This is a genomic window from Mesorhizobium sp. M0771 (assembly GCF_040320155.1).
Classification (GTDB): domain Bacteria; phylum Pseudomonadota; class Alphaproteobacteria; order Rhizobiales; family Rhizobiaceae; genus Mesorhizobium.
Genome location: NZ_JAMYPC010000002.1, coordinates 354,000 through 376,539, shown reverse-complemented (window position 1 = coordinate 376,539; position 22,540 = coordinate 354,000). Strand labels below are relative to the sequence as shown.

The 22,540-nt window shown below is 59.8% G+C and carries 17 protein-coding genes and 1 pseudogene; 16 read left to right on the top strand and 2 right to left on the bottom strand.

All coding sequences use genetic code 11. The features are described from left to right. The 9 genes and pseudogenes from NKI05_RS05350 to NKI05_RS05310 all read left to right on the top strand — a co-directional run bounded on the left by NKI05_RS05350 (window position 1) and on the right by NKI05_RS05310 (window position 13,952). Window positions 1-1,095, top strand: a complete 1,095-nt coding sequence (locus NKI05_RS05350) for a P-loop NTPase family protein (protein ID WP_352792240.1) — start codon at window positions 1-3, stop codon at window positions 1,093-1,095. Then, window positions 1,092-3,884, top strand: coding sequence for an ATP-binding protein (locus tag NKI05_RS05345; protein ID WP_352792239.1), 2,793 nt, complete (start codon window positions 1,092-1,094; stop codon window positions 3,882-3,884). Before NKI05_RS05350 ends, NKI05_RS05345 begins: the two co-directional genes overlap by 4 nt. Before the next feature lie 88 nt (window positions 3,885-3,972). Beyond that, the gene (locus tag NKI05_RS05340) at window positions 3,973-8,556 is read left to right on the top strand and encodes a P-loop domain-containing protein (protein WP_352792238.1); all 4,584 of its coding nucleotides are present in this window, start codon (window positions 3,973-3,975) and stop codon (window positions 8,554-8,556) included. Between the two features lie 253 nt (window positions 8,557-8,809). Further along, window positions 8,810-10,045 (top strand): M12 family metallopeptidase, encoded by a 1,236-nt coding sequence (locus NKI05_RS05335; RefSeq protein ID WP_352792237.1) that lies wholly within the window; start codon window positions 8,810-8,812, stop codon window positions 10,043-10,045. Between the two features lie 249 nt (window positions 10,046-10,294). Further along, window positions 10,295-11,782, top strand: a complete 1,488-nt coding sequence (locus NKI05_RS05330) for a S8 family serine peptidase (protein ID WP_352792236.1) — start codon at window positions 10,295-10,297, stop codon at window positions 11,780-11,782. Window positions 11,783-12,064: 282 nt separating this feature from the next. Continuing rightward, window positions 12,065-12,295 (top strand): DNA-binding protein, encoded by a 231-nt coding sequence (locus tag NKI05_RS05325; RefSeq protein ID WP_352792235.1) that lies wholly within the window; start codon window positions 12,065-12,067, stop codon window positions 12,293-12,295. 103 nt (window positions 12,296-12,398) lie between these two features. Further along, a pseudogene (locus NKI05_RS05320) lies at window positions 12,399-12,563 on the top strand (JAB domain-containing protein); the annotation flags it as partial. Window positions 12,564-12,760: 197 nt separating this feature from the next. Further along, the gene (locus NKI05_RS05315; protein WP_023681625.1) at window positions 12,761-13,159 is read left to right on the top strand and encodes a RidA family protein; all 399 of its coding nucleotides are present in this window, start codon (window positions 12,761-12,763) and stop codon (window positions 13,157-13,159) included. Between the two features lie 172 nt (window positions 13,160-13,331). Then, window positions 13,332-13,952: an isochorismatase family protein gene (locus NKI05_RS05310; RefSeq protein ID WP_023667657.1), complete on the top strand. Its 621-nt coding sequence runs from the start codon at window positions 13,332-13,334 to the stop codon at window positions 13,950-13,952. Between the two features lie 25 nt (window positions 13,953-13,977). On the opposite strand, the gene NKI05_RS05305 is transcribed toward NKI05_RS05310, so the two are convergent. Further along, complete coding sequence (locus tag NKI05_RS05305) at window positions 13,978-14,892, bottom strand: LysR family transcriptional regulator (protein ID WP_352792234.1); 915 nt, start codon at window positions 14,890-14,892, stop codon at window positions 13,978-13,980. 154 nt (window positions 14,893-15,046) lie between these two features. On the opposite strand from NKI05_RS05305, the gene NKI05_RS05300 reads away from it, so the two are divergent. The 7 genes from NKI05_RS05300 (at window position 15,047) to NKI05_RS05270 (ending at window position 21,497) form a co-directional block, all read left to right on the top strand. Beyond that, window positions 15,047-15,688: a glutathione S-transferase family protein gene (locus tag NKI05_RS05300; RefSeq protein WP_031194779.1), complete on the top strand. Its 642-nt coding sequence runs from the start codon at window positions 15,047-15,049 to the stop codon at window positions 15,686-15,688. 132 nt (window positions 15,689-15,820) lie between these two features. Then, entirely contained in the window at window positions 15,821-16,747 is a 927-nt protein-coding gene (locus NKI05_RS05295) for a DMT family transporter (RefSeq protein WP_023667660.1), read from the top strand. A gap of 228 nt (window positions 16,748-16,975) precedes the next feature. Further along, window positions 16,976-17,860 (top strand): cytochrome c oxidase subunit II, encoded by an 885-nt coding sequence (locus NKI05_RS05290; RefSeq protein ID WP_023667661.1) that lies wholly within the window; start codon window positions 16,976-16,978, stop codon window positions 17,858-17,860. A 22-nt stretch (window positions 17,861-17,882) separates the two neighbouring features. Continuing rightward, window positions 17,883-19,652, top strand: a complete 1,770-nt coding sequence (gene ctaD, locus NKI05_RS05285) for a cytochrome c oxidase subunit I (RefSeq protein ID WP_023681631.1) — start codon at window positions 17,883-17,885, stop codon at window positions 19,650-19,652. Beyond that, on the top strand, window positions 19,649-20,353 hold the full coding sequence (locus tag NKI05_RS05280) for a cytochrome c oxidase subunit 3 (protein WP_023681632.1): 705 nt from the start codon (window positions 19,649-19,651) through the stop codon (window positions 20,351-20,353). Before ctaD ends, NKI05_RS05280 begins: the two co-directional genes overlap by 4 nt. 13 nt (window positions 20,354-20,366) lie before the next feature. Beyond that, window positions 20,367-21,089, top strand: a complete 723-nt coding sequence (locus NKI05_RS05275; RefSeq protein ID WP_023667664.1) for a heme-copper oxidase subunit III family protein — start codon at window positions 20,367-20,369, stop codon at window positions 21,087-21,089. Between the two features lie 9 nt (window positions 21,090-21,098). Further along, complete coding sequence (locus tag NKI05_RS05270; protein WP_023667665.1) at window positions 21,099-21,497, top strand: cytochrome C oxidase subunit IV family protein; 399 nt, start codon at window positions 21,099-21,101, stop codon at window positions 21,495-21,497. A 63-nt stretch (window positions 21,498-21,560) separates the two neighbouring features. Here NKI05_RS05270 and NKI05_RS05265 read toward each other — a convergent pair whose 3' ends face one another. Beyond that, window positions 21,561-22,382 carry a DUF2189 domain-containing protein gene (locus NKI05_RS05265; protein ID WP_023691119.1) on the bottom strand — a complete coding sequence of 274 codons (822 nt, stop codon included), beginning with the start codon at window positions 22,380-22,382 and terminating at the stop codon, window positions 21,561-21,563. Window positions 22,383-22,540 lie beyond the last annotated feature (158 nt).

Below are 22,540 nucleotides of genomic sequence, written 5' to 3'. Positions count from 1 at the left end.
ATGCTGGCGCCTCGTGACATCAAACCCCTCAGCGAAAAAATTGTCGGCTCGTTTTCTGAAAGTGAGTTCGACAGATTTCTGATCACCGATTTCAATGGCTTGCATCTTGCCGACTACGCACCTTCGGGCGAGGCCTGGCCGGTGCGGGCGGTTGTGTTCATCATAAAACTTGTCAACCGCGAACGCGATGCCGAATTTCTGAGCCTGTTGGCCGGGCATGCCGGGCCGGTGGATCCGCTTCCCGGTCCGAATCAGCCGCTGCGAGACATGGCGGCGGCGTTGCTCGCCGCCGCGCTGCCGCCGCAGGAAGCGCACAGGCCGTGCTTCGTCAATGGCCGGCTTTTCATCAACCGGGACTCTTTGTGGGGTGCGATTGCCGCGTTTCCAGCCAGCCAAGGCGCCCAACGCATCCTCCTCGTGGACGGCGATCCCGGAACCGGCAAGAGCTACTCGGCGCAACTGGTCAGCCAATCGTCCTCGCACACACGAGCGCGCTACATCCCCATCGACTTGGCGAGAAGCACGGCGCCCGAGGCCGGACTCGGCGAGTTGACTGCGCCGCTGGCAGTGCGCCTGGAACTCGCCCTGAAGCAAAAGTTCGACGACTTGGCGCAGGAAGCGCGCGATGTGTTGCGGGCGGGCGAACGGCTGGTGGCGGCGTTACAGGAACGAGAACAGTCTGCGCAGGCCGGCACCGTGCCGGAACCGTGGTGGATTCTGGTCGATGGTCTGAACCTGCCGCGCGTCGGCCCCGGCATAATCGACTTGGTTCTGCGGTTGGTTCAGGCGATTGATCAGGGCGAATGCAACAATGTCTGGCTGGTGCTGATTGGCCTGAAACCCGAACGGCTGACTGGAGCTCTGCCGCAGCTGGTCCGCGTCGACCGTAGCAGCCTTCCGTTGCCCGATCATGTAGAGGAATGGCTGCTGAGGCTGGTTCAAGAGCACAAGAGTCAACCCGCCGATCCGGATCTGGCCGAAGCGCGCGACAGTCTCAGACAAACCTTCGCCAAAAGCCAACCAGTGCAACAATTCTGGCCATCGCTGCTCGCCGCACTTGCCGCCGTGCGGGCCAAACTTCAGTTGGTGCCATGATGGAAGCGGCCCTCACCCAACCACTGCCACAAATACCGCCGTTCAAGGCCGCCGCCGCCGTGCTGACCAGCTTCGACCTCGCGGCATTGCACCCGGCTCAGTACGTCGAGGACCGCGACGATGCGCTGGTCGACCTGCTGATCGATTGCGAACCGGCGGACAAGTTTTCAACAGCGCAGCGCTGGCAGCTCGCTGAGGTTGCACGTCGTCAGGTTCTGTTCCAGCTTGGCCGGCATCCGGATGGGCTCCGCCAGGCGCTTGCAGCCAATCCCGACCGTCCCGACGACCCGGTGCAACGGGCCATGGACGAGCTTATTCTGGGCGAAGGCGAGATCGGCCACCTCAATCAGCGTTCGCTCGAAGAGCTGCTGGCGCTAGCGCGCGCTGTCGACTGGCTTCAGGGAGCTGTTTTCGCCCTTCCAGCGCGCGATGATCTGTTGCGCCGCATCGAAATGAAGCGGCTGCTCAAGCCGTTCCAACGGCTGCTCGAACGTGGTTTTGTCGGGCGTGCGGACGAGTTGGCGGCTCTGCACGATTATGTTCGCAGTAAAAAAACTTCGAGCATTCTCTGCCTGCACGGACCCGGCGGCGTCGGCAAGTCGACGCTGATGGCCCGCTTCGTGTTGGAGGTCGTCGCGCCCGAATTGCTCGGGCGGCGGGCGAGCCAGCCGTTTTCGTTCGTCTATCTGGACGCAGACCGGACCGTTGTTGACCCGAAAGATCCTGCGAGCTTCGCTAGAGAGGCCGTGCGCCAACTCGCCGCGCAAGACAAGGACATACGCGATTTGGCGGAGGGAGTTCAGCGCGGACTTGTGAACATCGCCAGCCGCGCGGAAACGGTAAATTTGGAAAGCGCCGGGTTTGACGGCGCTCCGGCCGTCGGCCAATTGCTGCTGCCGTTGGTCAACGCTCTGTTCACGCGAAGCGGCCGTCCGGTTCTTTTCATCGTCGACACTTGGGAAGAGGTCCAGGCCGCAGGTGCCAGCAGCGAGGAAGCCATCCTTGATCTGCTGTTCGATCTTGCCGCCAATCCGTCCGTCAGGGTTATCTGTGCCGGCCGCGCTCCGCCACGCATGCCTGGCGCGAACGGAATCCCCGCCAGCCGAGCTCGCGTGTCGCGCTGGGGCTTCGACGAATACCGGCAGATCAGCATCGATTCCTTCGACGAGCCGACCGCAAGGGCCTATCTCGAGGGAGTCGCGCGCCTGCCTGCACAGGCGGTCGAGCCGGTCATTAAGGCGGTTGGCACCGCGCCACTCAGTCTCGCTCTCGCCGCGCGCGTCATCGAGCGCGAAGGAATAGACGCGACCACCGACCTCGCGTTGCTCGTCGCCAAGGTTAAGTCGGAACAGGTCCAAGGCCAGCTCTTCACGAGGCTTCTCGGCCATATCCACGATGCGGACCTGCAGAAACTGGCGCAGCCCGGTCTTGTCGTGCGCCGGATCACCCCTGACGTCATCCGGCACGTGCTGGCCGGCCCCTGCGAGGTCGACGTGCCAGATGACAAGAGGGCGGACACGCTGTTCCTCAAGCTCGTCGACGAGACGGCGCTGGTCGAGACCGACGAAGACGACGAGCAGATCGACGTCGCCGGCAGCAGACGGTGGCCGCTGCGCTACCGGGCCGATCTTCGCCAGATGGCGCTTCAGGATCTGCGGCGCGCCATGCCCGAGCAAGTCGCGGCGATCCATGCCGCCGCCATCGTATACTGCGGGGACGAGACGGCGCCGCGCGGGCGGGCGGAAGGTATCTATCATCGCCTGGCTAGCGGTGATATTCCGCCCGACGATCTCTGGACGCCGGAAATGGCGCGCTGGCTGCGTCCGGGCAGCATGCCGGAGCTACCGGCGCGAGGCCGCGCCTGGTTGCTGCAGCGGCTTGGCCAATCTCTTGACGAGGTAACCAGGGCCGCAGCCGACTTCGAAGCCTGGGAGCGCGATACTGCTGAACAGGCTCGCATCTATCTGGGCAACCGCGCATCGGCCGAGGCGCTTCGCCTGATACGTCAGCGTCCGGGGCGGGGTCCGACCAGTCCGCTTTGGCTGCTTGAGGCGCAGGCCCTAGTGCAAGGCGGAATGCACATCGAGGCCGAAGCATTTCTGTCGAAGGCAGCTGAAATGGCCATCGAACAAGGCGAACCGGGCCAGTGTTACTCTTTCCTGCTGCTACTTGCGGATGTGCAGGGCCGCCAGCACAAATTCGAAATGGCTTTGAAGACGCTGGGGCGGGCCGGAAAAGTGAGCGCCGGGGTCGACGCGATCGAGCACTTGCGCTGTCTGCTGGCCGAACTGCGGATGTCGCGCAAGCTACGACGATATGATGCCGATTCGGAAGCGGCAGCGCTCGCCATCCTGGATCGACCTGCCACGCAACGTTTGCTGGAGCGTCGGCCGGCACTGCTGCGCGAAGCGGTGGCTGAGCTTGGCAACGAGCGACCGGAGATAGTCATTCAGGCGCTTCGCATCCTCGGCATCGGTCAGGTCTACCTCCCGTCATCATGGGCGCCGTTCCGGCTGCCGGCATGGTTGGCTCGACTGCTCGCCCGGATCGTCGGGTGGCTGGGGGCAAAGCTGCTTGGGGAGGCGTCCGTTATGCTGACGATAGACCTCCTGCGCACGATGATTGCCGGCGTCGGTCCATCCGGCGAAAGCAGTCTGACGCTGACGCAGCTTGGAATTCATCTGGCGGACAGACTGCGCCGAAATGCGAACCCGGCGATCATAAAGTGGTGCGTGCGTGTCTACCGGACGGAATTGGACGCGATCACTTTGGGCGTCGAATCCCGGTAGTCGCTGTGGTTTGAAGGCGGCATCTGCGGCATTCAAAATTGATGTTACGCGAATTTCGTTCAATTGGATCAGTCTAATGGGGTCGGACTTGCTGCTGGATGCATCTGACAGGAGCGATCTGTTGGAGGTCTTAAGTCGGTCGTTCAACCGACAGGCCATGACGGAAGCCTTGACCCTTTCCGGGCGCAGCTACGAATCTCTCGTTCCAGTGGGCACTTCAACGTCCGAATTCGTTGAGCTGATCCTTGTCGCTGAACGGCAAGGCTGGCTCGACGAACTCGTCGCATTAGTGTCTTCGGATGCGCAACGAGATCGTGCCAAGGCCATTCTGGCGAGAGCAAACAAGCGAAAGGGTCTGTACGGCACTGGCAGCAGCGCCATCAAATTGGCCAGTGAGGAAGCGGAGCCGCAGCTGCCCGGTTACGCCCATTCGGCAACGAACCCTGACTACGATCAATCAGTAAGGCGTTTCTGGCGTTACTATATTGGAGACGCGGAGGACCCGGTACCATTTGGCGGCAGGGATAACGAGCTCATGCAGCTTGCCGCATGGCTACAACAGCCCGACGCGCCATCGCGTTTGCTTATCACCGCCGTCGCGGGGCGAGGGAAGACCTCATTGCTGGCGCATTGGATCAAAGCCATACCGGCAAACCAATGGCGCGTCGTGTTCGTACCGATCAGCAATCGGTTTGAAACCAGCCAGCCTGCAATCGTCTACGAGGCGCTGGCGCATCAGCTCGCCCGGATCGCTGGCGAAAAGGCAGTGCATTTCACCCACGACGTTGATCGATCTCATCGTGCTCGCTGCCTTGAACTCCTCGACAAAGTCAATGCCGGCAACGTGCCGACGCTGATGATAATCGACGGTCTTGACGAGACGGCAGGCTGGTCCTTCAGTCCGAATATCTTGGCGGCAAGCGGCCGCATGCTGCGCATCGTCGTTTCGGCCCGGCGGTTGATGGGAGACTCGGCTGACGGCCGCGATTGGCTCGACCGGATCGAGTGGCCACATTCCACGGGCAAGACGAAGATCCTCACGGTTGAGCCTTTGAGTCAGGAAGGGGTTGGCCAAGCGATCGCGTCGATGGGGCACTCGGCCGAGCCAATTGCCGCCAATGCCACCATTCTCGCGGAGCTTGTGCGTCTAACGCAAGGGGAGCCTTTGCTGGTCCGCCAGTATGCGCAAATGCTTTGGTCGCGAGGCACCGGACTTGGCCGGACCGAAGCAGCGGACCTAGCGGGACTTGAGTCAGGCTACGCAGGGTTCTTTCGCCACTGGTTCGAGAAGCAGATCTCCCCGTCTACAGATGGGGAGTGGGTTAATGCGGTGGAGGTCGTCCTTGCCGTCCTAACTGCGGCTCAAGGTCCGTTGCTGCACCGCGATCTCGAGCGTATTTGCGCGATAGCCACCAAAAACGACGCCTTTCACCTGTCGGTTCTTTCACTCCAGCCGCTGCGCCGCTTCCTGATCGGTGACGGTGTCTCAACCGGCTATTCTTTCCAGCATCCCAGGTTCGCTGAATACTTCAAGACGGAGTATTTCAAGGGCGGTTCCATGCACAACGCCTCGGCTGGCATCCTCACATGGTGCCGCAGCATCATTGAGGCCGATGTTCGCCCCGGTGATGTTTCCGACTACATTCGCAATCACTATGTGAGCCACCTTGTCTCGGCCAGGGCGGCACCTGACAAGTTCGACCCAATCTTGGGGCTTCGCTGGCAACAGATCTGGCTGGCGCAGGACGCAGGCTCAATCCGCTACTTTGCCGATGTCGAAACTGTTAAGGACTATTTTCAAAGCTCCAGACACTTCGAGAAAGGAACGCGTTTCGCGATGCTCCTGCGCGCGGCGCTTATCCTAAGTTCACTTCAGAGCGTCGGCGCAAATATTCCCTGGCAATTGCTCACACTGCTGGTGCGTAACGGCCGGATGTCAATTCGCCAGGCTCTGCACCAGAACGGCAACCAACCGCTATATGGTCTGCCTACTCTCTTTGCACTGGCGGATCCGGCCACAAGAGTATTGATCCTGGGCGAAGTCGAATCGTATGGCAGCGTTGCCCGCTACGCGCAGGCATTTGCGGAGATTGCAGCGGAGCTGGCGCCCGCTGAACGGTCGGCGGTTTTAGAGCGAATGCTGTCCGAGATTGCGGAGCTTGCGGGGGATGATGCCAGATACGCCGATCTCTATATCGGCGAAATCCTCCATGTCCTGACTGATGAGAGCGATGTCGAACTTCTGATGCGATGCCTGTCTCTGACGGAAGCGCTTGAAAGCAGCTCTGACCAAAAAAACTTGCTACGAAAAATTACCGAACGCTTCTCGCCAGAGTGTCCTCTTGAACACTGGTCTCGTGCGCTTTCCGTGGTGGAAAAAATTAGCAAGAGCTACTGGCGATCCGAGGCGCTGGTCTCAATCGTCGAGCGCATCTCACTGAGACACGGTGCTGAGCTAGTCAGGCGCATGGTTACAATCGCAGGTGGCTTGGACGGCGGCCAGGACCGGGCAACCGCATTCCAGGCTATTGCTCGGCTGCTCGAGCCAGGCCATGCTTTGTGGGCCATCGTACTCCAGGCAGTGGACGAAATCTCACCGGAAGACGACAATTCGCTAGCCGCAAAGATTTGTGCGCTTGCGGCGATTGGGGACCGGCTCCCGCCGGACAGGCGAGCCGACATTCTTTCGGACGCTATCGGTTCAGGCAACGGCATTGGCGATCCCTGGTTCAGAGTTCAAATCATACAAACCGTTGCTCGATTGTTGCGAGGGGGATCAGACGCTGCGTTTGCCCTCACGCTGCTCAGTGCGGCGGACTCTATCCCGTGGAACGACAAGGCGCACGCTAAGGTGGAGGCGATCGTTGCGATAGCCCAGAATCTTGAGGCCGATCATCGATCGCGGGTTTTTGCCGACGCTGTTAGCGCCATTGCGCAGCTGCAGAGGGGCAAAGACTCTGCGCTTGTAGAATTAGTAAGGAACTTGGACCCAATCAGTGACGAAGCGCTTATGTTTCAAGTGCTGGCTGTTGCGCGGACAATCGAGGCCGAGCAGGATAGAGCCACCGTGCTGGCCGCTATCGCCAAACGATTGTCTCCAGATCAAGTCGAATTGGCCTCCGAGGTAATAGAGACGGCCGAAGGATTCAGCCGGCTGACCCTGTCCGGCTCCCAGATTGCAGCCATTGCCGAGCATTTTTCAGCTCAGAAAACGACACGATTGCTTTCCATTCACGTGCCGGACCCTGAAGACGTTGACGAGATCAATGGCGCAGTACGGTCAGGCTTGTCAGACCTTGCAAGGTGCCTTTCTCCACGAGATCAACCTGAGCTTGTACAACGTATGTTGAGTTTCGCCGCAGCAGATGAGTCTGACAAGACTCAAATTATAGCGGCAATCGCCGAAAAATTGTCGATAGAACCGAATGAAACTTTAGAAACACGTGCTCTTGCCGTTGCCGAGTTCGTCGGATGGCAGCGTTCAGCTGCTGAGTCACTTGCTGCACTTGGCGGTTGCCTGGAAGGAGATGAGCGTGCCCAAGTAGTTCTCAAGTCGGTGAACTTGGCAAAGTCGGCAGCGGACGCTTGGAGAAGGCGAGACAATCTGGCCGAGATTCACAGCCACCTCGATCCCATGCGTGACGCAAGCATTCTCGCGGAAATCCCGACATTCCAAATGCCATCGATAGACAGCGATAACGAGCTTCAGGTACTTTCGGAAAATCTCCGCAACCTCCCCGGGGACCAGCGGGAAAAACCGTTGAGCCGCCTACTCGACATTGCTGAAGCGCCTCAATTGCCCATGGATTATTCCCGGGAGACACTCATTCTGGTCGCTGCATCGTTTTGCGCGAAGCCCTGCCCTGCGGCGCTGGTCGAGCGTATTGATCGGCTGCTTGTCAATATCAAGGATGAGACGCCGAAAGCGAAGGCCTATGCAGCTTTAGCCCGTGCCACCGCCGGTGACAGCACAAGATTTATCTCACTCGCGCTGGAAGTTGCGGCAAACATCGGATCAGACGCTTCCCGGGATGCGCTGTTGCCTGACATCATCGGCCTTGTCACCTCGGAGCATGGCGACCGATTGGTCGCGAAAGCGCTTCGTGCCGCAGAAGCGATGGACTGGAAACCCTACAGGGCATTGGCACTTGCGTCCGTTGCAGTCTGTTTGCCCCAAACCGAACGCGTGCACACCATGTTGCTGGCGCTCTCGGCATCGCAGCAGGCCTACGATGGATGGGATACCGTAAAAGGACTGTCGAAAGTATTGCAAGGCATGGCTCAGGAAGACGCCGCGGCCATAATACCGAAGGCATTAGACGTTGCGAACGGGTTGGAATTCGCAGAATCGCGGGCCCCAGCGCTTGCCAAAATTTCCGCCTACCTGCCTGCCAATCAACGCGATCCGCTGCTCACTCGAGTTCTTGAGTTAGCCGAGACCCAAGACGCTCGAACAATGGTGCAAATACTCAACTCTGTTGTTGGAAGTTTGACGCCCGAATTGATATCTGGGTTGCTTGACCGTTTGCCCGACCATATAGCTCGCTCGGAACGTCACCACGGGCTTTCGCTTCTAACCACCCTCGCCCCACCCATTTTCTCAAATTATGGCGGCTCGGCGACATTTGAGATCGCCCTGACCATTTGTGATGTCTGTGACCGCTGGCCGTAGCATCAAGGCAGCATCCTCCCTCTGGCCGACAGGAGTTCTGTGTGGGTGCCCTAGTTCAAGCTAAAGCCATCCGCGACCAAAGTCGACGACCTGCTATAGCGCCATTATGGTCAGAAATATTTCGTTAGCTGGTGTGGGCGCCCTCCTACCACTAGGTTAGCTTTGAGGGTCAGCTGCTTTTGAAGTGCCGGAGCGCCTTGGGAATTCCGGGAACCAGGGCGAAGAATCTGACGATTGGCGCGGACGTTGGGCAATGACGGCTATAGACTTCGAAAATCTGAATGGATCTCAAATCGCTGCCGTCGTTGAAGCGATACGGCTGAGTTTCGACGAAGCCCAGTTCGCAATGCTGCTCCTCATGCGCCTTAACAAGGAACTCGGGGATTTGGCTGAGCCAGGTACATGGCCTGAACGTGTCTTTAGGACGGTTGCGGAGAGCCAAAAGGAAGGGTTTGGCGGACAACTCATCGATGCCCTTGAGATCGAGAGGCCCGATACGAAACGGATCACAGCCCTGCGCCAGCGTCTTGCAGAGCTTCAGGAGCCTTCACTGGCCTCTGACAAAAATGAAAACACACAGGAAGGCGGGAGTTCGGCAACCAAAGTCTCGGGGACACGCTCTGCTAACTTGGAAGCGGATGCAAAGAGTGGTTGGGCTCGTCATTGGGCAGAGAAATCGCGAACGTTTCTAAACGCTATGACCGGTCCTTTGCTTGTCCTGATGTTGGGTGTCGTCGCGGTGGTCGCTTACGAGCGGGCCATGCCGCGGGAGTTAACCATCGAGGAATACGACAAACTGCTGGACAAAGCTCGCGATGAGCTAAACCGAAATCTCCCAAAAGAGGATGAAATTGTTGTAGAAGAAAGGGCAAAAGAGAAGGTAGAAAATGAGCAGGGACGCGTATCAATCACTACTAAATTTTGGCCTAATAGCACAGTGCCATATGCTTTGTCGGATACATTTTTAGATAGAGAAAACGCTCTGGCAGCAGTTGCTGAATATCAACAAAAAACAAATGTACGCTTTATAGAGCGCACGCCGCAGAACGCGAGCAATTATCCAGACTATGTGCTGTTCGTTGACAGCGGAGCTTGTTACTCTTGGGTTGGTGTCCAAGGTGGAGAGCAGAAGCTCGGCATAGGAAGCCTTTGCGATTTGGGGTCTGTTTTGCATGAGATAGGTCATACGCTTGGGATGTACCACGAGCAATCTCGACCAGATCGCGATAATTATGTCAAATTGAACTTGGAAAATGTGGCGCCTGGAGCCACAAGGGATTTCAACATCGTTCAGTCCAGCGTCAATCAGCGGCGACCGTACGACTATGAGTCCATAATGCATTTTCAACCCACAGCCTTCTCCGTAAATGGAAAGCCCACGATTGAACCCTTGCTGTCGACTGCCAGAATCGGTCCGACTGGGCATCTGAGCGCCGGCGACATATTGCTTATTAACGCGATATATTCCCGCCCTGTGAGCGGGACGTAGTTTTATTGTGGTTGAAACTGCGGAAGGTTAGCAACTACACGCTTAACTGAACCTAGGAGGGTTCATTACGATGACGCTCCATTGCTTCAACAGGAATAGAATGGTGCCAAGTCATTCCGATCGGCCTCATCACTGATGGGCAACAGCGACGGGCGAAACGGGGGGGGAGCCGACAGCGATGGAGCGTTCCAACCCTACGGTTACGAAGAATGGCGCAATGTGCTCGAGCGCGGAGCCTAGTAAATGGGAATGACTAAGGAAGATCTGGAAAATCTCAACGACGCTCAATTCAAGACCTTTGTGGAAGCGATCCAGAAGAGTTACGATGACATACAACTAGGCATGCTGCTGCGCACGGAGTTGGGCAGAAACCTTTCTGATCTTGCGGGGCCAAGTATTTGGCCGGAGCGAGTGTTCGGAGTCGTCGTAGAAAGCCAAAAGCAGGGGTTCGGCTCGCAACTTCTCAAGGCGATCGAGGCCGACCGACCGGACGCAGCGCGGATTCAGGGCCTGCGTGCGAGGCTTGCCGAGTTGCAATCAAGTTCGGACAGTGCAGGAGCGCGGGAAACCCAGGCGTCCTCGTCCTCGGCTCCCAAAAGCGAAGCCGGCTCTCTGCGCCATACCAGCAAAACAGGCGCCTTAGGCACCTCTGAGAAAGTTGTCACCGTGCAGCGCGGGATTGCCGTCTTGGAGGTAGATGCGGCGCGGCGCCCTCCTATCGCGTTTATCCAAGATTCGCCGGTGGCAAACGATCGCCCGGTCGAACCAGCAGCACCGACGCGACAACACGTGTCGGCTGGAAAGGCCGAACCTAAAGGGCCGACCTGGGGCCTAGAGGCCGTCGGCGCTCTCGCTTCGCCGTGCCGCGGAGAAGGCTGTGTCGTAGCTCTGCTGGGCACCGGCATCGACTCGGACCATCCTGCATTCGCCGGCATCGACATACGCCAACGGGATTTCAGCGGCTCCGGCAATGGCGACCGCAACGGTCATTCCACGCATGTCGCAGGTTCGTTGTTCGGCAGGGATGTCGATGGTCAACGGATCGGCGTTGCGCCAGGGGTGACGCGTGTCTTAGTGGCAAAGACATTGGACGATTCAGGCATCGGCAAGCAATCGGAGATTCTATACGCCATTCAATGGGTCCTCGCGGAAGGCGCTGACGTCATCTGCATTCCCATGGGGTTCGACTTTCCACAACTGGTGATGCGACTTCTGGACGTGCCTTCGCGGCACGCAGCCATCGCCGAGGCCTTCCTGCAATATACTCAGTATGTCCGACTTTATGAGACGATCGCCAGGATGGCGGCTGCGACAGGAAAGGGCGTCGTCATCGTGACTGCGGCAGGCAATGAAAGCACTGCGCAAATGCGCGTCCCGGTAACATCTCCACTCAGCTTGGCGGAGGGTGGGATTTCTGTCGGCGCTGTATTGCCGAGTGGTCCCCCCTACCGTGTTGCGGTCTTTTCGAATAGCCGCCCGACATTGAGCGCGCCCGGTGCAGAAATCGTCTCCGCTCGGGCCGGTGGCGGCCTCATGGCGATGAGTGGTACTTCCATGGCCTGCGGATTCGCCGCCGGTGTCGCCGCTCTGTGGTGGGAGCATCTGCGTAACACCGTGGGCGACAAGGCGACCGGACCGATGGTGACGGCAGCGATGCTGTCGGCCGCAGATCCGAAATTTGCACCAGGAGTGCCGGCCACGGACTACGGCGCAGGTTTAGTACAAGCGCCGCGGTGAGGCCGCGGCTTCACTGCAGTGCCGGCCTGTATTCAGGTGCTCGGCGGCCAGAAGCGATCTTTGCGAGCAGCCCTCGGGACGGTCACCTTATCCGATATTTATCCGGCCGTATCCGGTACTACGACTTCGTCCTAAACTTCGTCCAATTCCAGATCGCTAGGCCCTAACTCATAGTAGTGCGTCTGGATGATCGAGCATTCCAGGGCGTGCCTGATCCTTCTCGCGGGATTCGATTGCGATGCCGACCAGAGCGTATCCGCCCGCAAACTTTTGGAGATCTCAATGGACGACAAAAAATTCTTGACGGCCGAGGAAGTCTCGGGGCGTTATCGTGGCAGCATCTCTGTCGGAACGCTTCGGAACTGGCGGTCTATGAGGGTTGGCCCGGCCTACATCAAACTCGGAAAGGCGGTGCTCTATCCCATCGAGCAACTTGCGGTGTGGGATCAAGAAAATATGGTGTCGTGCCGTGCGTCAAAGCGACTCGTCGACCTCGCTAATGACCAAACGTGACCATCATATTTGGACACCATGGACATGCCCCACTATCATGCACCACTTGCGACCAATAACAGAAAAAATCGTTTAATTACAATACTTTATGCGATAACATCGCCTGGTGCATAATCACCCATCAGGTGATCCGACACCATCGCGTGCGGACATCGAAATGACCAAGCAGATCATCGACAGCGCCAAGCCGCTCGGCATCGCCGTCCACGACCACATCATCATCGGCAAGAAAGGCAACGCCTCGATGAAGGGCCTGCTGCTGATCTGAGCCTGATGGGCGCCGGTGCCGTCATCCCAAACGCCACCGCTCGCGAGCCAATCAGCAACATTCCGGCTTGGCTCAAACGCCCACGCTTGCGGTGTAGAAGTGATATTGCGACGGAAGCGCCCGCTTCGGCGACAATGTCGTAGACTCGCGAATACGAAGCAGCCAGTTCCCGTCAGCCATTGCAGGAGATCTATTCAATGACGCTCGAATGCATAAATCCAAATGATCTGCCGATTCCGGAAATGTACTCCCAGGTCGTCGTTGCGACAGGAAGCAAGCTGGTGTTCGTCTCGGGCCAGCAGCCAGAAGACATACACGGCAAGCTCGTTGGCCATGGTGATTTCGCAGTCCAGGCGCGCCTGGCGTTCGGGAATCTCGGCCGAGCGCTTGCTGCCGCCGGCGCTCGGCCCGAGCAAGTCTGCAAGATCACGATCTACATCGTCGATTACAAACGCGACGAACACGTGCCGATCATCGAAGCGGCCCAGATCGAGCTGTTCGGCGATCACAAGCCAGCAAACGTGGTGGTCGGGATAGCGGTGATGTCTCCCGGCTACCTGATAGAGATCGATGCGATCGCGGTCATCGACCCGTAGGCCAAGCGAGGACGCGTCAAGTCGCCCAAACCAATCCCGGAGCTCGCTGCGAGATTGCCACGACCTTGATCTCTCCATCCATCCACGATCACATCGTCATCGGCAGGAATTGCGATGTCTCGATGAAGAGCCTGCTGCTCACCTGATCAACGTCGGAAACAGGAAACACGCAATGCCCCAGCCCGGCGACGAACCATGGCCGTTCGACAAGCAACGCGCAGCCCTCCTGGTCATCGACATGCAAAGCGACTTTGTCGATGAGGGCGCCGTCATGGAAGTGGCCATGGCCCGCCATCGCATTCCGGCGATGCGGCAGGTGGTCGAGCTTTGCCGCGCGCAAGGCGTCCCGGTTATCTACACCCAGCATGTGCTCAGCGACCATTTCGATATCTCGCCGCTGGAAACCGGCTATCAGCCGAAGCTGAAAACCAAAGGCATGCGGGAAGGCAGCGCCGGCGCCGAAATCGTCGCCGCGCTTGCGCCCTTGCCTGGGGATGTCGTCATCAAGAAGCACCGCTACGATGCCTTCCACAACACGCAGCTCGAGACCGTGTTGCGCAACATCCGTGGCGCAGGCCGGGTCGACACGGTGATCATCATCGGCACCGTGACCAGCATCTGCTGCGAATCCACCGCGCGGAGCGCCTTCATGCGCGACTACAAGGTGGCTTTCATCAGCGACGCCAATGGCGGACTGGACGAGGCATCGCACAATGCAACCCTCGACATCATAGGCAAGGTGTTCGGGCGCGTGATGACGGTTGCCGAGCTTGGGAACCTGTTGCGGAGTTGAACCCCAGCGTCAGCTGGCGTGCGTCTCAAGCTCCGGCGCCGAGCCTGCCCTCAAGAAGGTCGCGCCGCTGCTGCAATTCGCCGGAGACGAATTTGGTGAAGGCGTGGACGCGCGCCGTGCGGCGCAAATCGTCGTGCACCAGCACCCACAGCGCCGAGCCGATCTCCTCGATCAGCCCTCCGACCCTTACAAGCCCGGGCAGGCTGTCGCCGAGATAACAGGGCAGCGCCGCAACCCCGATTCCGGCGCCCGCCGCATGCGACATCGTCACCAGGGAATCGGCGCGCATGGCGATCTCGACATCGGGCAGCGACGACCGCATCCAGCGGGCGACGCCGGTGTTGGCCAGGCTGTCGTCGGGCGCGATCCAGCGCAGCGCACCCAGTCTCGGCTCCGGGGGTAGCGTTTCGGCATAGGAACGTGTCGCGTAGGCGGCGAAGGCGACGCCCGAAATGCGCCGGCCGACCAGGATTTCCTGCGGTTGCGATACCGGCCTGATCGCCACGTCTGCATCCCTTTGCGTCAGGTTGGCGATGGAATTCTGCGTCATCGCCTCGACCCGTATGCCGGGATGGAGCTTATGAAACGCCGCAAGGATCGGCGGCAGCACCGATGCCATCAGCGTATCGGTGGTGGTGACCCGCAACCTGCCTTCGAACCTGAGATCCTGCCCCGACAGTTTGCGCGCCAGTTCATTGACCGTCTCGGCCATTGTGCGTGCCGCGCCCAGCAGTTCCTCGCCGCCCGCGGTGAGGGCATAGCCAGTCGGCAGCCGATCGAAAAGGCGGATACCCAGCCGCGCCTCGAAGGCGTTGACGCGCCGCAGCACAGTCGTGTGGTTCACGCCCAGGATCCGAGCCGCCGCCGCCAGCGAAGCGCCATCGCCGACGGCCAGCACCATGCGCAGATCTTCCCAGTCGATATCGCGTGAGCTGTGCATTCTTGCAGAAAGATAAAAGAAAGCGCTGCGCTCTGCGAGTCAAAATGACGCTTCGCTGTGCAAAAACGCAGAGCAAGCGGGCGAATCGGCATGTCGATCTGCGCATGCACGCACGCCATATGGAGTCCGACGACAAAAGTCGCGGAGAAGAGCCATGACGCCGATAGAACTCTACACCTGCCAGACACCCAACGGGCACAAGGCCTCGATCATGCTGGAAGAGGTCGGCCTGCCCTACTCGGTCCGCTTGGTCGACATCGAAAGGGGCGACCAGACCAAGCCTGATTTCCTGGCGCTCAATCCCAACAACAAGATCCCGGTGATCGTCGACCGGGACGCCGGCCGCACGGTCTTCGAATCCGGCGCCATCCTACACTACCTGGCGCGACGGTCGGGCAAGCTTCAGCCGGTGGGCGCGCAGGAAGCGGACGATACGCTGACCTGGACCTTGTTCCAGGCGGCCCATGTCGGCCCGACGCTTGGCCAATTGTGGAATTACAAAATTTTCGCGCCGGAAAAAATCCCTTACGTGATCGAGCGTTTTGAGCGCGAAACCGGACGTGTCTTCCGAGTTCTCGATAGCCGGCTAAAGCACCATGAGCACATCGTCGGCAAAAGCTACGGCATCGCCGATGTGATGACATGGCCATGGATCAACGCGGCCGTCACCAGGCTCGGCCTCAGCCTCGATGACGCGCCAGACCTGGCGCGTTGGTATGCCGCCATAGGCCGACGCTCCGCAGTTGTCAGAGGCATTGCCGTTCCCGCCCTGCCCGAAGCATCGGCTGCCGCTTAGATCATGATGAGATTTGGTTGAAATCTCATCATGACCTAACCCTTTGTTGGAGCATGATCTTTTCCAAAAACCGGCACCCACTTTTTGGGATCATGCCCTAGCCGCCGCACCCCGCATTCAAGGAATACGATCGTGGAAATCCTCTTCGTCCCTCTGGCGCTTGTCGCCGGTGGCCTGCTTGCGGTGCAAGCCGGCGCCAATGCCCAACTTTCAAAGGCGGTCGGCTCACCCTTTGCCGCGACCACGCTTCAGCTCGCGGTCGGCGCCATCGTGCTGTTGTCGATCACGGCCCTCACCGGAACGACACCGGCTCTGCTTGCCGTTCGGCAAGCCGAATGGTGGCATGCGATCGGCGGCATGGCTTCGGCCTTCTACGTTGTTTCGACCATTCTTCTGTTCCCTCGCCTTGGCGCCGTCGTGTCCGTCGGGCTCTTCATCGCTGGGCAGATGCTTGCATCCTTCGCCCTCGACACGTTCGGCTGGCTCGGGATCCCCGAAGCCGGACTGCGAGCCGGGCCTGCCTTCGGCATGCTCGTCTTGCTTGCCGGGGCTGCCCTCATCGTTCTGGGACAGAAGGGCGCGGCCGACAATACCGCATCCTCAAGACCAGGGTGGATCGGACTGGCGCTGCTGGCAGGCGCCGTGCTTCCGGTGCAAGGCGCTGTAAACGCCTTGCTTCGGCACGACCTTGGCGGCGCGCCGTTTGCGGTCGGCACCATCTCGTTCCTGGTGGCGATGCTGGCCATGGCCGCGGTGCTTCTGATCGCGCTTGCCCTGACGAAGACGCCCCGCCCTCGCCTCGCCGGCTTGTCGTCGATGCCCTGGTGGGGCTGGCTCGGAGGTTTTGCCGGCGCCACCTATGTCACGACCGTGTTCACCGCCATCCCCGTCATCGGAGCGGCAGCTGCCGTCAGCCTGACGGTGGCCGGCCAGCAGGTCGCCGGCATCTTCGTCGACACCTTCGGCTGGTTCCGCCTGCCGCAGCGGCTTGTCTCCGGCATGCGGCTCGCCGGCGTCGTGCTGCTTTTGGCCGGCTGCATCATCATCAAGGCGCTTTGATCCCGCTGGAACAAGGCAAGCCGAATCAAACCAGCCCCTGCCCTCCCTGATTTGGGGGGTCAGGTGTCGCTCCGGCGTCACCAACGAAGCAAGGTCCGGGCGCCGCAGAAGCAATTTTTCGCTCCTTCCACAACCGGCTCTAGAATTTCGATCGCAAATCACGCATGATGCACTTGGTATTTTCCCGGGACGGCTTCGCGCCCCCTGAAATACCGGGAGGAACGGGACATGCCCATAGTGGTTGTACTCGTTTTGATCGTCGTGGGCTCGGTGTTGTTCCACTTCCTGAGCCCATGGTGGTGGACTCCGATTGCCTCGAATTGGGACTATATCGACAACACCATCATCATCACCTTTTGGATTACCGGCGTCGTCTTCGCCGCAGTCGTCCTATTCATGGCCTATTGCGTTTTCCGCTTCCGTCACCGCGAAGGCAACCAGGCGGCCTACGAACCGGAGAACAAGCGGCTCGAATGGTGGCTGACGATCGTCACCGGAGTGGGTGTTACCGCCATGCTGGTTCCCGGCCTGTTTGTCTGGAGCCGGTTCGTCAACGTTCCAAGCGACGCAACCGTGGTCGAAGTCGTCGGCCAGCAATGGCAGTGGAGCTTCCGCTTGCCCGGCAAGGACGGCAAACTCGGCACATCCGACACCCGCGACGTCACCGCTGAAAATCCGCTGGGCGTGATCGCCAAGGATCCCAGCGGCCAGGACGACGTCGTGGTCGAAGCGGCCGACCTGCATCTGCCGGTCGGCAAGCCGGTCAAGATGCTGCTGCGCTCGATCGATGTGTTGCACGATTTCTACGTTCCGGAATTCCGCGCCAAGATGGACATGATACCGGGCTCGGTCACCTATTTCTGGTTCACCCCCACCAAGACCGGGACCTTCCAGGTTCTGTGCGCCGAACTGTGCGGCCAGGGGCACCCGATGATGCATGGCATCGTCATGGTCGATACCGAGCAGGACTATGTGGCCTGGCTCGACCAGCAGCAGACGTTCGCGCAGTTGTCGGCGCCGCAGCAGACGGGCTCGGTGGAACAGGCGCCGGGCAACGCGACGGCGTCAGCTCTAGAAGTTGCGGCAAAACTCGAAACTGTCGGGTCCCGCTGAAGGGCACGGAGGTGCTCCGCCTATGGTCGATATCACGCCTGCAGATGCCGTCCCGCCCGCCGAAGTCGCGGAAATGGAGCTTTACCATCCGCACAGCTGGTGGACGAAGTATGTCTTCTCGCAGGACGCCAAGGTCATCGCCATCCAGTATTCGGCGACCGCAACGGCAATCGGCCTGGTCGCGCTGGTGCTGTCCTGGCTGATGCGGCTGCAGCTCGGCTTCCCCGGCACGTTCGATTTCATCACCCCCGAGGCCTACTACCAGTTCATCACCATGCACGGCATGATCATGGTGATCTACCTGCTCACGGCACTCTTCCTCGGCGGCTTCGGCAACTACCTGATCCCGCTGATGGTCGGCGCCCGCGACATGGTCTTTCCCTATGTCAACATGCTGAGCTACTGGATCTACCTCCTTGCCGTGCTGGTGCTGGTGTCGAGCTTCTTTGCGCCCGGCGGACCGACCGGCGCCGGCTGGACGCTCTATCCGCCGCAAGCCATCATGACCGGCACACCTGGCGGCCAGGAATGGGGCATCATCCTGATGCTCGTCTCGCTGATCCTGTTCATCATCGGCTTCACCATGGGCGGTCTGAACTATGTCGTGACGGTGCTGCAGGCCCGCACGCGCGGCATGACGATGATGCGCCTGCCGCTGACCGTCTGGGGCATCTTCACCGCCACCGTCATGGCGCTGCTCGCCTTTCCGGCGCTGTTCGTCGCCTGCGTGATGATGCTGCTTGACCGCGCGCTTGGAACCTCCTTTTTCATGCCCGCGGTCGTCGAGATGGGGGAACAGCTACAGCACAATGGCGGCAGCCCGATCCTGTTCCAGCATCTGTTCTGGTTCTTCGGCCACCCGGAAGTCTACATCGTGGCGCTGCCGGCCTTCGGCATCGTCTCCGATCTGATCAGCACGCATGCGCGCAAGAACATTTTTGGCTACCGGATGATGGTCTGGGCCATCGTTGGCATCGGCGCGCTGAGCTTCGTGGTCTGGGCGCACCACATGTATGTCAGCGGCATGCACCCCTATTTCGGCTTCTTCTTCGCCACCACGACATTGATCATTGCCATCCCGACAGCGATCAAGGTCTACAATTGGGTGCTGACGCTGTGGCGGGGCGACATCCACCTCACCATACCGATGCTGTTTGCCATGGCTTTCATCGTCACCTTCGTCAATGGCGGGTTGACCGGGCTGTTTCTCGGCAACGTCGTCGTCGACGTCCCGCTGTCGGACACGATGTTCGTCGTCGCTCACTTCCATATGGTCATGGGTGTTGCTCCGATCGTCGTCATCTTCGGCGCGATCTACCACTGGTACCCGAAGGTCACCGGCCGGATGCTGAACGAGACGCTCGGCCGGTTCCATTTCTGGGTCACATTTCTCGGCGCCTACCTGATCTTCTTTCCCATGCATTACATCGGCCTGATGGGCGTGCCGCGGCGCTATGCCGAACTGACCGACGTGACGGTCATGACGGAGTCGGCGCATCACCTGAACTCGTTCATCAGCATCATGGCGTTTATCGTCGGCTTCGCCCAGATCGTTTTCCTGTTCAATCTTATCTGGAGCATCCGCCATGGGCGCGAGGCCGGTGGCAATCCATGGCGGGCCACGACACTCGAATGGCAAACGCCGCAGACACCACCCGCGCATGGCAATTTCGGCAAGGATCTGCCGATCGTCTATCGCTGGGCCTATGACTACAGCGTGCCGGGCGCCAAGGAGGACTTCATTCCGCAAAACATGCCGGGCACGTTCGGCCCCTCCAGGGAGCCAGCATGAGCGTCATCCTGGTCTTCCTTCTCGTGATCGCCGGCTTTGCCGGCTGGTGGCTCTCGCATCAGCGGCTGATGGCGAAACCATGGCTCGAGCAAGGTGTGGCAGGAGATTTTGTCGCCTTCGACCGATCGAGCCTGCCGACCGCCAAGATCGGCCTCGGTGTCTTCCTCGCCGTGGTCGGCTGCCTGTTTGCGCTGTTCACCAGCGCCTACTTCATGCGTATGGCGCTGTCGGACTGGCAGCCGCTGCCCATCCCACGCCTGCTCTGGCTCAACACCGGCATGCTGGTGCTGAGCAGCATCGCGCTGCAATGCGCCTCGATCGCGGCGCGCAAGCGCCAGATGGACACGGTCAGGCTCGGCCTTGCCGCGGCTGGGCTCACCGCGATCGCCTTCCTCATCGGGCAGCTCATGGCATGGCGGGACCTGACCGCCGATGGCTATTTTCTGGCCTCCAATCCGGCCAACAGTTTTTTCTACCTGATAACCGGGATGCACGGCCTGCATATAGTGGGAGGGCTGGTGGGCCTGGGCAGGACAACCGCCGGCGCCTGGAACGGGGCACGGCCGGAACGGCTTCGCCTCAGCGTCGAATTATGCGCCATGTACTGGCATTTCCTGCTTTTCGTCTGGCTCGCCATCTTCGCTCTTTTAGCCGGCTGGGCCGCGACGTTCATCGATATTTGCCGGCAGTTGCTGACCTAGGAGGTCGAGGAGCATGGCAGAAACGACACTGACGCATACCGGCCAAACGGAGACGCGGCCCGCAGGCTGGCAAGGCATCGCCGCCGATTGGTCCTCGGATCAGCGCGCGTTCAAGAACGTGTCCTGGGGCAAGGCCATGATGTGGATCTTCCTGCTCAGCGACACCTTCATCTTCGGCTGCTTCCTGCTCTCCTACATGACCGCGCGCGTCTCCACACGTGTGCCGTGGCCCAATCCGAGCGAGGTCTTTGCGCTTCGCATCGGCGGTTCGGACATTCCACTGATCCTGATTGCCATCATGACCTTCGTGCTGATATCGAGCAGCGGAACGATGGCCATGGCGGTCAATTTCGGCTATCGCCGCGACCGCCGCAAAACCGCAATCCTCATGCTTCTGACGGCAGCGCTAGGAGCCACCTTCGTCGGCATGCAAGCCTTCGAATGGACCAAGTTGATTACCGAAGGCGTACGGCCGTGGGGCAATCCCTGGGGCGCGGCACAATTCGGCTCGACTTTCTTCATGATCACCGGCTTCCACGGCACGCATGTGACGATCGGGGTGATCTTCCTCATCATCGTGGCGCGAAAGGTCTGGCGTGGAGACTATGACGTCGGTCGTCCCGGCTTCTTCACCAGCCGCAGGGGTCGCTACGAGAACGTCGAAATCATGGGGCTCTACTGGCATTTCGTCGACCTGGTCTGGGTGTTCATTTTCGCATTCTTCTATCTTTGGTGAGAGGCTGACATGGCTGAAGCAACCGCAAACGGCCTCGGGCAACACGCGCTGCACTCTGATCATGCGCATGAAGGGCCATCGACCGGCGTCGCGGAGGTTCATCAGGAACATCCGATCAAGCTCTATCTGGTGGTCTGGGCATGGCTGTTCATCCTCAGCGCCTGCTCCTACATGGTCGATTATCTCGGCATCCACGGCTATCTCAGATGGTCTCTGATCCTGATCTTCATGATCCTCAAGGCCGGGCTGATCGTCGCCGTGTTCATGCACATGGCCTGGGAGCGGCTGGCGCTGACCTATGCGATCATCCTGCCGCCACTTCTGATATTGGTGTTCGTGGCGATGATGCTCTTCGAAGCGGACTACACGCTTCTCACCCGGTTGTCCTTCTTCGGACCGGGGCCCTGACGCACAGTCTTCATCTCCGGTCAAAGACCGGAGATGAAGCTTCCCATCAGCTGATCTGCAGGGTCAGAGGCCTACCCGCGTCGGGGACGATGGCGGCTCCACAACCTTGCGGTAGACATGCCAGGTGGCGTGACCCAGGATCGGCAGCACGACCGCCAGCCCGGCAAACACCGGCAGCGAGCCTATGATCAGGGCGACGGCGACAATCAGTCCCCAGACAGCCATGGGGATCGGGTTCGCCAGCACCGCTCGCACCGACGTGTGGATGGCTTCGTAGGCGCCGACATCGCGGTCGAGCAGCAATGGGAAGGCGACAACCGTCGTGCACAACACCACCGCGGCGAAGACGAAGCCGATGGCGTGCCCCAGGACAATCAGAGACCAGCCGCGTCCGGTGGCAAATATTTCATTGATGAAGCCCGAAATCGATGCAGGCGGAGCCGGGCCGAAGAGATATTCGTAGAACACCTGCGCCGCCAAAAGCCAGGCGATGAAGATTGCAACCAGCATGATCCCGACTGCGGCGATGGCTGGCAGGGCCGGAGAATTCCTGACCTCGAAAGCGTGCGTCCAGGAGGTGTCGAGCCCGGCTTCTCGTCTGCGGCTGATCTCATAGAGGCCGATCGCCGCGAATGGACCTATCAGCGCAAAGCCGGACACCAGCGGAAACAACATCGGCAACGCATTGGCGCCCGAAGTCCAGGCAGCGAGCACCACGCCGACAAGCGGATAGATCAGGCAGAGAAAGACGATGTGCGACGGTTTGACCATAAAATCGTCAACACCGCGCTTGAGCGCATCGAATAGATCGGAAACGCTGATTTTTCGGATTTTGGTGTGTTCCAGCGTTTCGCTGGCGCCTGCAATCACGTGAAAACTTGTCATGCCCGTTCCTCCAGACCAGGTCCGGCAAGGTCGCGGTTTCACGGTGCTGCCGTTCTGCATGACTGGCCACGCGAACCGCGACCTGCACCGCAATCAATATACTCCATTGACTGGAGCTTGTCGCCCGTTCTTACAAAAGGCTCCCGGAAGGCGAGGTT